This is a genomic window from Thiohalomonas denitrificans, assembly GCF_900102855.1.
Taxonomy (GTDB): Bacteria; Pseudomonadota; Gammaproteobacteria; order Thiohalomonadales; family Thiohalomonadaceae; genus Thiohalomonas; species Thiohalomonas denitrificans.
Window position 1 is genome coordinate 291,023 of sequence record NZ_FMWD01000001.1, and the last position, 14,552, is coordinate 305,574.

At 59.9% G+C, this 14,552-nt stretch carries 13 protein-coding genes, 1 tRNA gene and 1 pseudogene; 1 reads left to right on the forward strand and 14 read right to left on the reverse strand.

Going from position 1 to position 14,552, the window contains the following annotated elements; genetic code table 11:
• Nucleotides 1-114: 114 nt before the first annotated feature.
• From rplI to rnr, 6 genes and pseudogenes are all read right to left on the reverse strand, one after another.
• Nucleotides 115-564 (reverse strand): 50S ribosomal protein L9, encoded by a 450-nt coding sequence (rplI, locus tag BLP65_RS01270; protein ID WP_092991798.1) that lies wholly within the window; start codon nt 562-564, stop codon nt 115-117.
• Between the two features lie 65 nt (nt 565-629).
• Nucleotides 630-1,538 carry a DUF2232 domain-containing protein gene (locus tag BLP65_RS01275; protein WP_092991800.1) on the reverse strand — a complete coding sequence of 303 codons (909 nt, stop codon included), beginning with the start codon at nt 1,536-1,538 and terminating at the stop codon, nt 630-632.
• Nucleotides 1,539-1,587: 49 nt separating this feature from the next.
• Nucleotides 1,588-1,812: a 30S ribosomal protein S18 gene (gene rpsR / locus BLP65_RS01280; RefSeq protein WP_092991802.1), complete on the reverse strand. Its 225-nt coding sequence runs from the start codon at nt 1,810-1,812 to the stop codon at nt 1,588-1,590.
• A 70-nt stretch (nt 1,813-1,882) separates the two neighbouring features.
• On the reverse strand, nt 1,883-2,347 hold the full coding sequence (rpsF, locus tag BLP65_RS01285; RefSeq protein ID WP_092991804.1) for a 30S ribosomal protein S6: 465 nt from the start codon (nt 2,345-2,347) through the stop codon (nt 1,883-1,885).
• A gap of 196 nt (nt 2,348-2,543) precedes the next feature.
• On the reverse strand, nt 2,544-3,344 hold the full coding sequence (gene rlmB, locus BLP65_RS01290) for a 23S rRNA (guanosine(2251)-2'-O)-methyltransferase RlmB (RefSeq protein WP_092991806.1): 801 nt from the start codon (nt 3,342-3,344) through the stop codon (nt 2,544-2,546).
• A pseudogene (rnr, locus tag BLP65_RS01295) lies at nt 3,344-5,518 on the reverse strand (ribonuclease R); the annotation flags it as partial. The gene rlmB and the pseudogene rnr, both read right to left, overlap by 1 nt.
• A 149-nt stretch (nt 5,519-5,667) precedes the next feature.
• Between rnr and BLP65_RS01300 the strand changes: the two are divergent.
• Nucleotides 5,668-5,754: transfer RNA gene (locus tag BLP65_RS01300), tRNA-Leu, on the forward strand.
• Between the two features lie 639 nt (nt 5,755-6,393).
• On the opposite strand, the gene BLP65_RS01305 is transcribed toward BLP65_RS01300, so the two are convergent.
• The 8 genes from BLP65_RS01305 to miaA all read right to left on the reverse strand — a co-directional run bounded on the left by BLP65_RS01305 (nt 6,394) and on the right by miaA (nt 14,473).
• Nucleotides 6,394-7,704, reverse strand: a complete 1,311-nt coding sequence (locus BLP65_RS01305) for an adenylosuccinate synthase (RefSeq protein WP_092991810.1) — start codon at nt 7,702-7,704, stop codon at nt 6,394-6,396.
• Between the two features lie 216 nt (nt 7,705-7,920).
• Entirely contained in the window at nt 7,921-9,099 is a 1,179-nt protein-coding gene (locus BLP65_RS01310; RefSeq protein WP_092991812.1) for an ATP phosphoribosyltransferase regulatory subunit, read from the reverse strand.
• 2 nt (nt 9,100-9,101) lie between these two features.
• A complete protein-coding gene (locus BLP65_RS01315; protein WP_092991813.1) occupies nt 9,102-9,290 on the reverse strand; it encodes a DUF2065 domain-containing protein in 189 nt (62 codons plus the stop codon).
• 70 nt (nt 9,291-9,360) lie between these two features.
• On the reverse strand, nt 9,361-10,242 hold the full coding sequence (hflC, locus tag BLP65_RS01320) for a protease modulator HflC (protein ID WP_245688194.1): 882 nt from the start codon (nt 10,240-10,242) through the stop codon (nt 9,361-9,363).
• Nucleotides 10,239-11,426, reverse strand: coding sequence for an FtsH protease activity modulator HflK (hflK, locus tag BLP65_RS01325; RefSeq protein WP_092991815.1), 1,188 nt, complete (start codon nt 11,424-11,426; stop codon nt 10,239-10,241). Before hflK ends, hflC begins: the two co-directional genes overlap by 4 nt.
• A gap of 189 nt (nt 11,427-11,615) precedes the next feature.
• Nucleotides 11,616-12,902, reverse strand: coding sequence for a ribosome rescue GTPase HflX (gene hflX, locus BLP65_RS01330; RefSeq protein WP_092991817.1), 1,287 nt, complete (start codon nt 12,900-12,902; stop codon nt 11,616-11,618).
• Nucleotides 12,903-12,940: 38 nt separating this feature from the next.
• Entirely contained in the window at nt 12,941-13,210 is a 270-nt protein-coding gene (gene hfq / locus BLP65_RS01335; RefSeq protein WP_092991819.1) for an RNA chaperone Hfq, read from the reverse strand.
• 315 nt (nt 13,211-13,525) lie between these two features.
• Nucleotides 13,526-14,473, reverse strand: coding sequence for a tRNA (adenosine(37)-N6)-dimethylallyltransferase MiaA (miaA, locus tag BLP65_RS01340; protein ID WP_092991821.1), 948 nt, complete (start codon nt 14,471-14,473; stop codon nt 13,526-13,528).
• Nucleotides 14,474-14,552 lie beyond the last annotated feature (79 nt).

Consider the following 14,552-nt stretch of genomic DNA (forward strand, 5'->3'; position numbering starts at 1 on the left):
CGACAAGGGACCCGATCCCGAGAACTTGCGTCATTCCGCACTGTGGACGCAAATATCCTCTCATCCTGTCTTACCCCCGGACCCCAACGGAGAGCGGCCCGGGGGTGTCCAGTATCAGTCGGCCTCGACCACTACCTTGATCGACTGATAGACATCCGACTCGAACTGGACATCAATGTCGTACTCACCAAGGGCACGCAGCGGGCCTTCCGGCATCTGCACTTCCCGTTTTTCGACTTCCATTCCCGCTGCCGTAATGGCATCGGCAATATCGGCCGGACCAATGGAGCCGAACAGCTTACCCTCTTCACCGGCATTGGCCTTCAGGGTTATCGTACCCAGCTCTGCCAGTTTATCGGCGCGGGCCTGCGCAGCAGCGCGCACTTCGGCTGCCTTCTTTTCCAACTCGGCGCGCCGCTCTTCGAATGCCGCCAGGTTCTTTGCAGTCGCCATGACCGCCTGACCGGTCGGAATCAGGAAATTCCGGCCATACCCGGACTTGACGGTAACCTTGTCGCCCAGGTTGCCCAGGTTACGAACGTTCTCCAGCAGGATTACTTCCATCTCGATACACCTCGACTCTTTTAGTCTTTATCGCCCCACGCTCCCGGCGCCGGGCAACCACACTGTCATTTATTATCTTCGGAACGGCCGAAATACGTGCGAAAACCGAACCAATTGTCGACCAGCCCCACTACCGCCAACGTCACTGCCGTCTGCGGCAATGCCAGCAGAAGCATTAGATAGACCGCGATCAGCCAACCGATACCGGCTCCGATCCGGGCCACCAGACCGTGAACCACGGCCAACCCGTTTATCAGGAACAGCAGCATGACTACAACCAGCAATTCAGCTGCCAGTGCCGCGGCCGGGTCGCCCAGAACGATTGCCGCCCCCATCAACACCAGGGCCACAAGAGTGAGCGACCGGCCCAGGGCCAACCGGTGGAACTCCTCCCGGAAACCGCCGGGGTTGTACAGCAGCGCCTGCCACCAGCGGGCAATAAAGAGCGCACCGACTATGCTCAGCGTCAGTGCCGCAGCAACTGCGCCGGTCATGATCCCGGCAACCTCCCGAAGCACCGGTTCCATTTCCGGACCGGGCGCCTGGGTGCCGGCTTGCGCCAGCAACTGCCGGTAGGTTTCCATCCACCAGCCGGCCGGGTCCTCGAGGACGAAGTAGGCCCCCAGGACCAGCAGCACGCCGAAAAGTCCCGATAGGGCAACGGTCCGGGACAGGCTGACAGTTTGCTGCAACACCGTCGCCAGCGCCAGAACCGGCAGCCACAGCACAATGGCGAAACCGGCGGCAATCAGCGGCTGCTGCAGGATCACCGCAGCCAGCAGACCCACGGCCAGCAAAGCACCGGCGAACACGGTGAGTCCGCTTCTGGGTCCGGTCCGAAGGGTCACCAGACCCAGTGCCGCACCGCTGAAATAACTGAACGGCGGTAACAGCAGGGACAGTAACGCGGCAACGGCCGTAACCAGAATCGCCTGCATGCGGCCGCGCATGATATAGGCCGCGAGCAGTTTCATAGCTCTCCCAACCCCAAGGTAGACCGAAGCCTACAACAAGGCGGTTCTATCAGTGCTTGTCGCTATACGGCAGCAGTGCCAGATAGCGGGCCCGCTTGACGGCACGGGCCAGCTGGCGCTGGTAGCGTGCCTTGGTGCCGGTAATCCGGCTGGGAACGATTTTACCGGATTCGGTAACGTAGTTTTTCAGCGTAGCGAGATCCTTGTAATCGATCTCTTTCACGCCCTCGGCGGTAAAACGACAAAACTTTTTACGTCGAAAAAAACGAGCCATTTCGGTCTCCTGATCTCAATTCGGTCACGATTCGGACAATGCAAGGGAGTACGGTCGGTAAACCGGACCGTTATTCGGAAGCGGCCTGCTGCCCTTCACTGTCGGCCGTTTCACTACCTTCTGCATTGGCTTCAGGCTTGGCTTCAGGCTTGGCTTCAGGTTTGGCTTCAGGCTTGGCTTCGCCCCGGCTTTCCCGGGTCTCCCCTTCATCCCTCTCTCTAACCTTTACCAGTGGCGAAGCTTCGGTCACGGCTTCCTTCTTCTGCAGGATCAGGTTACGGATAACGGCGTCATTGAAACGGAAAGCGGACTCGATCTCGGCCATCGCTTCGCCGTTGCATTCCACGTTCATCAGCACGTAATGCGCCTTGTGGATCTTGGCGATCGGGAAAGCCAGCTGGCGGCGGCCCCAATCTTCCAGACGATGGATCTTCCCGCCGGAGGACTCGATGGTCGACCGGTAACGCTCGACCATGGCAGGGACCTGCTCGCTCTGGTCCGGATGGACCAGAAAGACGATTTCGTAATGTCGCATCAATAGCTCCTTACGGTTTATGCAGCCTCAGGCCCGGTGCCTGAGGCAAGGAGATCCCGGGCAATACCCAGGAAAAGCCGGCCATTGTACTCGACTCAAGGTGCGTGGGCAATTGTGCAAGCTACCGCTTCCGGCTTTCTTTTGCCTGCATCCGCTGCAGGCAAAAAAAACGGGCTCACGGGTACGTTGGGAGGGGCTAGACTTCCTCCCCGGCGCCCCCGCGGCGCAATCCTGTTGAACTGCCGGATATTCCGGTAACGAAACGCTGACGATACGCCTCGTACAGGCAGACTCCCGCCGCCACCGAGACATTCAGGCTCTGCACCGTTCCCCTCATGGGGATCGTGACCAGTTCGTCGCAGCCCTCGGCGGTCAACCGTCGCAGCCCCTGCCCTTCCGCCCCCAGCACCAGCGCCAGCGGCCCGGTCAGCTGTGCCTGGTAGAGGTCGCCGCTGGCACCCTCGAGGGCCGTCCCCACCACCCATACCCCGGCGCTGCGCAAGCCGGCCAGGGTTCGCGAAAGGTTGGTGACCGAGACAAGCGGTACCGATTGGGCGGCACCGCTGGCCACCTTGCGCACCGTCGGTGTCAATCCGCAGGCTCGATCCCGCGGCACAACCACCGCATGGGCCCCGACCGCATCGGCAGTGCGCAGGCAGGCCCCGAGATTGTGCGGATCGGTGACTCCGTCCAGAACCAACAGGAAAGGCGGCTCCTCCATCGTGGTAAGCCGGTTTTCAAGAAAGGACTCGTCCCGGGGAACCTCGCCACGGATACGGGCTACCGCACCCTGATGACGCCCGCCGGTCGTCAGACGATCCAGCTCCGGCTTTGAAAGCCACTCGACACCTACGCCCGCCCGTTCGGCAAGTTGGGCCAGATGGCGAAGTCGCTTGTCCTTGCGGCGGCTATCCAGCCACAGAGAGGTAACGCTGTCAGACTGATGCTCGATTACGGCCTGCACGGCATGCAGACCGAAAACGATTTCCTCCTTCATTCCTCGACCATTTCAAAATCGATTTTTCGTTCATCGAGGTTGACTGCCAGAACGCGGATGCGCACCTTGTCGGCAAGACGGTACATGCGGCGGGTACGCTCACCCGTCAGGCGATGCTTGGCGGGATCGAAGTGGTAGTAGTCATTGCTGAGCGCGGTCACATGGACCAGTCCTTCGGCATGGATGTCATCGAGAGTGACGAACAGGCCGAAGCCGGTCACCCCGGTGATAATCCCGTCGTACTCGTCTCCTACCCGGTCCATCATGAACTCGCATTTCAGCCAGTCGGTCGCATCGCGGGTGGCATCGTCGGCACGACGCTCGGTCATGGAGCAGTGCTCGCCGAGCAGGACCATATCTTCCATCGAATAGTGGAACTCTTCCGCCGATTCGTTCGACAGCCGATGACGGATGGCCCGATGCACCAGAAGGTCCGGATAGCGGCGGATGGGCGAGGTAAAGTGTGCGTATGCCTTGTAGGAGAGACCGAAATGGCCCTTGTTATCCGGTGTGTAGACCGCCTGCGCGAGTGAACGCAGCAGCACGGTTTGGATCAGGTAAGCATCGCTACGCCCGCGGACCTGGTCAAGAAGAGTTCCGTAGTCTTTCGGCTGCGGCTCATCGCCACCCTCCAGCGAAAGCCCCAGCTCGCCAAGGAACTCCCTCACTCTCTCCAGCTTCTCCAGGCTGGGCCCGGGGTGCACACGATAGAGACTGGGAAGCTTGGAGCTGCTGAGGAAATCGGCCGTCGCCACATTGGCGATCAGCATGCACTCCTCGATCAGACGGTGCGCGTCGTTACGCTCAACCGGCACGATACAATCGATTTTCTTGTTTTCACCAAACACGATCCGTGTCTCGGTGGTCTCGAAATCGATGGCGCCACGGCGCTTGCGCTCGGCGTGCAAGGCATGGAAGACGTTGTAGAGATTTTCCAGGTCGGGAACAACATGTCGATACTGCTCACGCAGCTCGCGGTCGTTGTCGACCAGCATTGCGGCCACTTTGTTATAGGTCAGCCGGGCGTGGGAGCGCATCACGGCAGGATAGAACCGGTACCCTTCCAGCTTTCCCCTGGCGCTGACCTCCATGTCGCACACCATGACCAACCGATCGACGTCCGGGTTCACCGAACAGAGTCCGTTGGAAAGGGCTTCCGGCAGCATCGGGATTACACGCCCCGGAAAATAGACCGAATTACCCCGCACCCGGGCCTCGGCGTCCAGGGCGCCGCCGGGCCTCACGTAGTGCGAGACATCGGCGATCGCCACGACCAGGCGCCACCCGTCACCGCGGGGTTCGCAGAAGACCGCGTCATCGAAATCCTTTGCATCCTCCCCGTCGATGGTGACCAGATGCATGTCACGCAGATCGGTACGTCCCTCCTTGTCAATCTCCGCAACTTCCCGCGGCAGCTCGGCGATCTCCGTATCCATCAACACCGACCACTCATGGGGCAGGCCGTGGGCGCGAATGGCGAGGTCGACCTCCATCCCCGGCGCCATGTGGTCCCCGAGGATCTCGATAACGCGGCCAATGGCCTGGCGGTAACGAGTGGGGTACTCAATCAGCTCGACGGTAACCAACTGGCCGAACTCCGCCCCGTACACCTGATCCAGCGGCACCAGAATATCCTGATTGATGCGCTTGTTATCGGGAATCAGGAAGCCGACGCCACCCTCCACGTAGTAGCGGCCAACCACGTGGGTATTGCCATGTTCAAGCACCTCGACAATGGTGCCCTCCTTGCGACCGCGCCGGTCGATCCCCGATACGCGCGCAACCACCCGATCACCATGCAGTGCCCCGTGCATCTCCTTGGGCGAAAGAAACAGGTCCTCCCCCCCCTCATCGGGGATTAGGAATCCGAAACCATCTGCATGGCCCACCACACGTCCCCGAACCAGATCCATTTTGCTAATCAGGCCGTAGCCGCCGCGTCGGTTCTGCATTAACTGCCCATCGCGCTCCATGGCACGCAGGCGTCGGCGCAGGGCCTCCAGAGGCTCATCCCCTTCCAGCTTGAGTGCCTTGGCAATCTGCTGGCGCGCCATCGGGCGCCCCTGTTCGGCCAGTAAATCCATAATGAATTCACGGCTGGGAATGGGATTCTCGTACTTGCGGGCCTCGCGTGTCTGATGCGGGTCCTTCTTATTGGAAAAACGTTTCGCCATAGAGGGCTCTTGTTGTCGGTTCGTTTAAATACATAATTGTACCAATTCCGGGCGGGTACGATGAAAAGTTTCCGCCTGTTCGTCTGGATGTTGACAATTACCGGAGGGCCAAGTAAAGTGCGCGCCTCTCGGGACGTAAGCGTATCCGAGCCGAGGTGGTGAAATTGGTAGACACGCTAGCTTCAGGTGCTAGTGGGGGAAACCCCGTGGAGGTTCGAGTCCTCTCCTCGGCACCATCTTTTGAAAAGGCCGCTCCTTGAGCGGCCTTTTTTTTTATGTGCACCAAACGTTGGCCCGTAGGGTGCATTCTTCCAAATGCCCGCACCATCGCGGCCAGAGTCCCCAGCCATGAATAGCCCCCGGAGCGGCGAGATTCTCCAAATGCATTGCTTCGCCGATGATCGGTATGGCGGCGCATTTAATTCGGGCTTCACAACGGCTTTGGGGATCCGGTGTGCATGTGGCAGCTTTATGACGCGCCGGGGGCGTATCGAGAATGCGCCCTACGCCGGATGCATCCCGTAGGTGCATTCTTCCAAATGCACCGTTTCGCCAAATGATCGGAGCCGCGGCGCATTTGTGACCGGGCCCCACAGCGGCCGGGCAGGCCAAAAACGAAGGCGGGCAAACTAAGGGCTCTCGTCACAAGAGCACCACTATCGGATGCCCGGGCATACGCTTCCGCACCTCGGCAGGTTCACGCCTTCCTTTGAAGCCGATGGTATTGACCCTCAACGATCCTAGCAAAGGAAAGCGCTTCTTCGGCGCCTGATTCAAGTCGTGGCGCTGCACGCCACAACTTGCGCACCAACAAAAAAGCCCGGCGGTCCATGACCGTCGGGCTTTTTGCATCAAGCCGATTTGCAGCCGGTCGGCTATTCGAACGGACTGCGCAGTACGATGGTATCGGCGCGGTCCGGGCCGGTGGAAATAATATCCACCGGTACGTCGACCACTTCCTCAATCTTGCGGATGTAGGCCTTCGCGTTCTCCGGCAGCTGATCGTAATCGCGCACGCCCACGGTGCTTTCGCTCCAGCCCGGCAGGTCGATATACTGCGGACGGCACTGCTCGTAGGCATCGGCCCCTACCGGCGGGGCATCCAGAATTTCACCGTCGCACTGGTAGCCCACCGCGATACGCAGGGTTTCCAGACCATCGAGCACGTCCATCTTGGTCAGGCATATCCCGGACAGGCTGTTGATCTGTACCGAGCGGCGCAGGCTCACGGCATCCAGCCATCCACAACGACGCGGCCGGCCGGTAGTGGAGCCGAACTCGTGCCCCTGCTCAGCCATACGCTTGCCGATGGGGTCGGACAGATCGGCACCGTCATAGAGTTCGGTCGGGAATGGTCCCGCGCCGACACGAGTGGTGTAGGCCTTGGTAATGCCCAGCACGTAATCGATATCACGCGGACCCACGCCGGTGCCCGTGCATGCACCGCCGGCCGTCGGATTGGACGAGGTCACATAGGGGTAGGTGCCGTGGTCGATATCCAGCAGCGTCCCCTGTGCTCCCTCGAACATGACGTCCTTGCCCTCGGCACGCAGTTTGTGAAGCAGTCCGGTGACGTCGGCCACCATCGGGCGGATGCGCTCGGCCATGGCCAGGCCCTGCTCGAGCACCTCCTGAAAGTCCACCTGCTCCGTCTTGAAGTAGTGCTTCAGTGCAAAGTTGTGATAATCGAGCACCTCACCCAGCCGCGCGGCAAACCGCTCGCGATGCAGCAGGTCACCCACCTTCAGGCCCCGACGGGAAATCTTGTCCTCATAGGCGGGACCGATGCCACGTCCGGTAGTACCGATGGCCTTCTTGCCGCGCGCCCTCTCGCGCGCCTGGTCCAGCGCAATGTGATAGGGAAGAATCAGCGTGGAAGCCTCGCTGATCCGCAGCCGGCTTTCGACATCCACATCGCTGGCCCGCAGCATCTCCATCTCTTCGAGCAGCGCGTCGGGCGACAGCACAACACCGTTGCCGATCAGACACAAGACGCTCTCGTGGAGGATGCCCGAAGGAATGAGATGAAGAATCGTCTTCTTGCCGTCGATGACCAGCGTGTGACCGGCATTGTGGCCACCCTGGAAGCGCACGACGGCCCCGGCCTTCTCGGTGAGCAGATCAACGACCTTGCCCTTGCCCTCATCGCCCCACTGGGTGCCGATGACTACTACATTCTTCCCCATTTTCCGCTCTCTCTCACAAAGAACCCCGCATTTTCGGTGCGGGGTCATCGCCTTGGCGTGTTATTTGGAATAGCTTTCGTAACTGCTGGCCGGTCGTGCTAACCCCGGCTGGTGTACCAGATTACTTCGTCGCCGGGCTCCTCGCAATGACAGCGAAGGGAGGCTCCTCGAGAATATCGATGTCGCTGGCACTCTTTGCGGTGCTTGTGAAGTCCCCTAAAGACCTTCGACCTGCCAGCGACCCTCTCTTTCCGCCAGCTGCCGATCACAATCCATATCGGCCGCTGCACCCTGCTGGCCAGGAAGCGCCTGGACGACACGCTCGCCGTTCCTGCGCAGCTCGGCAATCGCCGCATCCAGGGCGGCGTCGTCGGCGCAAGGTGCAAAGATACCACGAATCGGGCCGGAATCATCACTGGCCAGGGAGAGCACCTCCCGCAGATCGGCGCTGAACCCCGTAGCCGGCCGGTCCCGCCCGAAGACACGGGCGATGCCATCGTACCGCCCACCCTGGGCGATTGCCTGGCCACGGCCGGGTACGAATGCGGCAAACACCACCCCGGTGTGGTAGTGATATCCCCGTAATTCGGCCAGATCGAAGTGTACGGATACCTCAGCGCGTTGCCCGACCGCACCGGCTACCCGCCGCAGATTATCCAATGCCGCATTCACCTCGTCGCCGGCGCCGGCGAGCGCCTCACGGGCCTCTTCCAGGATTTCAGGGCCACCGTTCAGGTCGGCGAGTGCCAAAAGGGCATCCGCAGCCGTTTTCTCGAGCTCGGCAGTGGCTAGGATTTCGGTGATTTCAGGTTTTGCCTTTCGCTGCAGTGCATCGAACAGGCGGTTTTCCGTATCGGCATCGAGCCCTGCCCGGCGTGCCAGTCCCCGAAAGATGCCCACATGGCCCAGATCGAGGTAAACGCGTCCCAGCCCCGCCTCAAGCAGTGTTTCCACCATCAATGCCAGCACTTCCCGGTCACTCTCGGGGCCGGCGTGCCCATAGAGTTCCACGCCTACCTGCATCGGGCTGCGGGTACCACCGTGGGATGCCGGGCGCGTCCGCAACACGGTACCCAGATAGCAAAGACGGGTGGGTTCCTCCCGCTGCAACTGGCTGGCATCGATACGCGCCACCTGCGGCGTCATATCCGCACGCACCCCCATCAGCCGTCCACTCAGCTGATCGGTGAGTTTGAACGTCTCCAGATCCAGATCGTTGCCGGCGCCGGTCAGCAGGGAATCCAGATATTCGATGAAAGGTGGAATGACCTGGCGGTAGCCCCAGGTACGGTACAGCTCCAACAGCCTGCGACGAACCCGTTCGAGACGTTCTGCTTCGGGGGGAAGGAGCTCCTCGATACCTTCGGGGAGCAGCCAGCGATCAGTATCGACCATCTTCAATGCCTCAGCCAATAAAGCAGCATCGCCCCGAGGATCATGCTGATCAACCCCGAGACGCGAATTGCACGGTCATCCATTTGGGCGACCGAAACCATCAACTGCCGAAAATAGCCGGGAGAGAGTGTCGGTAGCAGACCTTCCAGCACCAACACCAAAGAGACAGCGACCCCAAGGTCAAACCACATCGACTCCCCCGACCGTCAAATAAATGGCCGGACGGCCCTCACGGGTCGCCCGGCCGGTCCTTGCTTCTTATCAGCGAGCGCGTTCGGAGCCGATCGCCTGTTTGAAATAACGGAAGAACTCAGAGTCCGGATCGAGCACCAGCATGTCGTTTTTCGAATTGAATACGTTGCGGTAGGCGTCGAGGCTCCGGTACAGGCCATAGAATTCTTCGTCCTGGCCGAAGGCCTGGGCAAAGATATTGGCTGCCGTGGCGTCACCCTGGCCCCGGGTGCGCTCGGCATCACGATACGCCTCGGCCAGAATGACCGTCCGCTGACGATCGGCATCGGCACGGATACGTTCGGCGGCCTCGGCACCCCGGGAGCGCAGGTCCTTGGCTACGCGGCTTCGCTCGGCGCGCATACGCTGGTACACCGAATCGCTGACTTCGGCGGGCAATTCGATGCGTTTGATGCGCACGTCCACCACGTCGATACCGAAATGGGCGACATCCTTCTTAATCCTCCCGGCAATCACGTTCATGATTTCCGAACGCTCACCCGAGATTGCCTCCTGCATGGTGCGCTTGCCGAATTCGGCCCGCAGCCCATCCTTGATCACCTGCGAGAGGCGCAAACCGGCCTGGCGCTCATCACCGCCCGTGGTCTTGTAGAAGCTGGAGACATCGTCGATACGCCACTTGATGAAGGCGTCGACGATGACGTTCTTCTTCTCAAAAGTCAGATAGCGTTCCGGTTCGGAGTCCAGCGTCATGATCCGGTCTTCGAACTTGCGTACGTTATTGATAAACGGGATCTTGAAGTGCAGCCCCGGTTCATAGGTTGCATCCTGGAACTCACCGAGCCGGAACTTCACGGCCTTCTCCCGTTCGTCGACGGTGAACATCGACATGGAGAGCAACCACGCGACTACGGCAACGAGTATCAGGGATACAGTCATTTTAGTGCTCATCGGCGCACCTCCCTACTACGCAGGTTATCTCGGACGTTGGACGCAGGCTGCGAGCCCGAATCGTCCCGACTTCCGAAAGTGCGGGCCAGATTGTCGCCAGACTCGGGCGAGTTCTGGGCGCCCGCAGTAATACCGCGCTGCATCATCTTGTCGATCGGCAGATACATCAGGTTATTACTGTCCTTCGAATCGATCATGATCTTGCTACTGTTGGACAGCACCGATTCCATCGTATCCAGATAGAGACGTTTCCGCATCACTTCCGGTGCCTTGGTGTATTCGGCCAATACATTGGTAAAGCGCGCGGTTTCACCCTCGGCTCTCGCAATCACCTGCTCGCGGTAGGCATTCGCCTCCTCAATGATGCGGGCAGCGCCACCGCGAGCCCGTGGCAGGATATCGTTGGAATAGGCTTCTGCCTCATTTTTCAGGCGCACCTCATCCTCACGAGCCTTGACCGCATCGGCAAAGGCATCCTGTACCTGTTCCGGAGCCTGGGCATCCTGCATGTTGAGCGTCGTGACAATCAGACCGGCCCCATAGGTATCCAGGATCTCCTGAAGCAGTGTCTGGGCCCGCACGACGATTTCGCTACGGCCGCCGGTAATGATGAAGTCCATCTTGCTCTTGCCCACGATCTCGCGAACGGCACTCTCCAGGGACTGGCGCAGTGTCTCGTCCGGGTCGCGAACGTTGAACAGATAGTCCTTCGGATCACCTACCCGGTACTGGACAGCGAACTTGATATCGATAATGTTCTCGTCCTGGGTGAGCATCAGCGCTTCATCGGCCCGGTAGCCGAGTTCGATACTACGGATGGAGTCCACATCGACACGCTCCATCTTGTCGATGAAACGTGGATACCAGTGCAGGCCCGGTCCGGTCGTCGCCTGATAATCACCGAAGCGCAAGACGACGGCGCGCTTACCCTCCTCGACGATGTAGAAACCCGATACCGCCCAGACCACCAGGGCCAGGACCAGCACTACTCCGATCCCGGCTGCTCCCATTCCGCCACCGGAAGCACCGCTTCCGCCGCCGCTGGCACCGCGGCCACCGAACAGACCCTTGAATCTGCTCTGCAGTTTGCGAACAACCTCGTCCAGGTCAGGTGGTCCTTGATCATTGTTACGGCCGCCCCACGGATCTCGCCCGCCGGAGCCACCCGGTTCATTCCAGGCCATTAAGACACTCCAATCGCATATTGCGTGTTAGCACCGGAATTTTTTACGCACTCTGGCAAAAAACTCCGGCTAAGAAAGCACTTCAAATCGGCTGCAAATTCTAGCAGCCCTTCGAACTTGACAATAATCTTCAGCAACATGTTCCTTTCAACTCTCTACACACGCTGGCAGGCGCTGATGGTACAGCGGCTAGGCTAATGGCAACAGGGCTGCAAACTCATCCTGCTTGCGCAGGGACTCGAGGACCTGCGGCTCGATTTCCACTTCCAGCAACCAGTCACCACTGCTGTTGTCGACAGACTCTTCGCGTACGGCACCCGCTTCGTAGAGCCGCGCGCGCAATCGGCCCCCTTCGGGCGGGATGCGCAGGGAACACCGCTCCCGGTAATGCCGAAAATGCTCATCAAGCGCCTCCAGCATGCCGTCCATGCCTGCGCCGTCGGCTGCCGAGAGGTAGACCCGGCGTACTTGGCCCTCAGCGTCGCTCGTGACGCGGGGCCGGCTCTCCGGCAGCAGGTCGATCTTGTTGTAAACCTCAATCTGCGGCACCTTGTCGGCACCTATTTCCGCCAGTACCTCGTTGACCTGCTCGGCCTTGGCCTGCCGATCATCATCCGAGGCATCGATTACGTGCAGCAGCAAGTCCGCATCACGCGTCTCCTGCAGCGTCGATCGAAACGCCTCGACAAGGTCGTGGGGCAAGTGACGAATGAATCCCACGGTATCGGCCAGTACCACCGCATCGCCACCGGGCAGCGGCAGCCTGCGTAGCGTCGGATCCAGGGTCGCGAACAGCTGATCCGCTGCATAGACCGTGTCGGTGGTCAGCCTGTTGAAAAGCGTCGATTTACCGGCATTGGTGTATCCGACCAGCGAAACCGTAGGAATTTCGGCACGCCGACGTCCACGGCGACTCTGTTCACGCTGCCGGCGTACCTTCTCCAGGCGCCGGTGCAGGGACTTGATGCGTTCGCCCAGCATTCGCCGATCCGATTCCAGCTGTGTCTCGCCGGGACCTCGCAACCCAATGCCGCCCTTCTGGCGTTCCAGATGGCTCCAACCCCGCACCAGGCGGGTGGAGAGGTGCTGCAACTGCGCCAGTTCCACCTGCAATTTACCTTCGTGAGAGCGGGCACGCTGGGCGAAGATATCCAGAATCAGACCGGTCCGATCCAACACACGGCATTGGACCAGACGCTCCAGATTTCGTTCCTGGGAAGGTGAGAGCGGATGATTGACCAAAACAATATCGGCCTCCTCCTGCTCTGTCCGTTCGCGGATTTCCTCGGCCTTGCCGCTTCCGACAAAATACCTCGGTTCGGGTTGGCGTCTGGAACCCGTCACGACGGCGACGGGCTGGGCGCCGGCCGAAACGGCCAGCTCCTCAAACTCCTCCAGGTCTTCACGTTCGCTCTCGGGCTGCAGATCCAAATGCACAAGGACAGCGCGTTCGCCGCCAGTAGGACGTTCAAACAAGGCGGCCTCCCGCGCTGTCCATGCAGACAGGCATTTGGTTAGAAATTCCCGGGCGATGGCTCATCCGGTGAGGAAGAATTCGGTGGTGGTGCAAAGCTCACCTTGACGCTGCGTGCAGGCACGATAGTGGAAATAGCATGTTTGTAAACCATCTGGTTTACGGCATTCTTCAGTAGGACCACGAACTGATCGAAAGATTCGATCTGCCCCTGCAGTTTGATGCCGTTGACCAGATAAATGGAAACCGGAATCCGTTCTTTGCGCAGGGCATTCAGAAAAGGATCCTGCAGCGCTTGCCCTTTGCTCATTGGAGTTCTCCTCTCATTATTCTTGGCGCAAGACGCGCTTTCAAAAGGTGATGGCTCATCACGGAAGTATTTTGTTAGGAGACTGTCCGAGAATAGCGACCGTCACGAGGGCAAGACTGATTGAGTCAGATTTTTCGATCATTTGAGGCGAATAGTGGTTCTATTTAACGAAAATGAGCGGGAAATCTGGCCAATCAAGCTTGGCCGCAGTAGGTCAGTCTATTCTCGGACAGTCTCCCGGTTATCTATTTAGTGACGTACGGTAGTTATCATAGCATTTCACTCGCCCTGTAAAGACGATCCGGCCATCCTACCCTAGGCAATGGGCCCGTGATCCAGGGTTTTCAAGGCCTCCTCCAACCGATTGGGGTCCCCCGATTCCAGCCAGCGTAGCCCTTTTTCCTTGCGAAGCCAGGTAAATTGCCGTTTTGCGAGCTGTCGGGTAGCGATAATCGCCCGCTCGACAGCCGTGTCGAAATCCCACTCACCTGCCAGATAGTTCCAGATCTGACGATAGCCTACGCAACGAATAGAGGGGTGCTCCGGCGTCAGATCGCCGCGACGGTAAAGACGCTCGACCTCCTCGATGAATCCTGCCTGGACCATCTGCTGCAGTCGCAGCGCGATACGCTCCCGCAGCACCACCCGGTCCGCCGGCGCAATCGCCAGTTTCACCGGAGCAAAGGGCAGCGCCGAAGCCTCAGCCTCCCGCCACAATGCACTCATCGGACGGCCGCTCAAATAGTAGACCTCCAGTGCCCGCTGCAGCCGCTGCGGGTCGTTCGGATGAATCCGTCTGGCGGATTCCGGGTCGAGTGCCGCCAGGCGTCGGTGCATCTCGTCCCAGCCAATCTCGCCCGCCTCGTCACTCAGGCGTCGTCGCAATTCTGCATCTGCGACGGGCAGCGGTGCAATTCCCTGCTCCAGGGTGCGGAAGTAGAGCATGGTACCCCCCACCAGCAGCGGAATGCGTCCGGCAGCCCGGATCTCCTCCATCTCCCGCAGGGCATCTTCCCGAAAGCGCGCGGCCGAATAACTCTCGGCCGGGTCGAGGAAATCGATCAGCCGGTGCGGCACCTGTGCCAGTGTTTCCGGGTCGGGTTTGGCCGTACCGATATCCATCTCCCTGTAGACCAGGGCCGAATCGACGCTGATGACCTCCACCGGAAGCCGCTCAGAGAGTTCGACTGCCAGCTCCGTCTTGCCGGAGGCGGTGGGTCCCATGAGGAAAATGGCAGCAGGTCGGGTATAGAGATTGGACATTACTGGCAGAGTTAGGTCCGATATTGCAACAAGGATCACCCCAAAGGCGCAAGGAACGCATAGAGATCAACGGGAAAAT

Excerpts from the sequence above, each read along its gene's own strand:
- rplI (WP_092991798.1), bottom strand. The coding sequence starts at position 564 with ATGGAAGTAATCCTGCTGGAGAACGTTCGTAACCTGGGCAACCTGGGC.
- BLP65_RS01275 (WP_092991800.1), bottom strand. The coding sequence starts at position 1,538 with ATGAAACTGCTCGCGGCCTATATCATGCGCGGCCGCATGCAGGCGATT.
- rpsR (WP_092991802.1), bottom strand. The coding sequence starts at position 1,812 with ATGGCTCGTTTTTTTCGACGTAAAAAGTTTTGTCGTTTTACCGCCGAG.
- rpsF (WP_092991804.1), bottom strand. The coding sequence starts at position 2,347 with ATGCGACATTACGAAATCGTCTTTCTGGTCCATCCGGACCAGAGCGAG.
- rlmB (WP_092991806.1), bottom strand. The coding sequence starts at position 3,344 with ATGAAGGAGGAAATCGTTTTCGGTCTGCATGCCGTGCAGGCCGTAATC.
- BLP65_RS01305 (WP_092991810.1), bottom strand. The coding sequence starts at position 7,704 with ATGGGGAAGAATGTAGTAGTCATCGGCACCCAGTGGGGCGATGAGGGC.
- BLP65_RS01310 (WP_092991812.1), bottom strand. The coding sequence starts at position 9,099 with ATGGTCGATACTGATCGCTGGCTGCTCCCCGAAGGTATCGAGGAGCTC.
- BLP65_RS01315 (WP_092991813.1), bottom strand. The coding sequence starts at position 9,290 with ATGTGGTTTGACCTTGGGGTCGCTGTCTCTTTGGTGTTGGTGCTGGAA.
- hflC (WP_245688194.1), bottom strand. The coding sequence starts at position 10,242 with ATGAGCACTAAAATGACTGTATCCCTGATACTCGTTGCCGTAGTCGCG.
- hflK (WP_092991815.1), bottom strand. The coding sequence starts at position 11,426 with ATGGCCTGGAATGAACCGGGTGGCTCCGGCGGGCGAGATCCGTGGGGC.
- hfq (WP_092991819.1), bottom strand. The coding sequence starts at position 13,210 with ATGAGCAAAGGGCAAGCGCTGCAGGATCCTTTTCTGAATGCCCTGCGC.
- miaA (WP_092991821.1), bottom strand. The coding sequence starts at position 14,473 with ATGTCCAATCTCTATACCCGACCTGCTGCCATTTTCCTCATGGGACCC.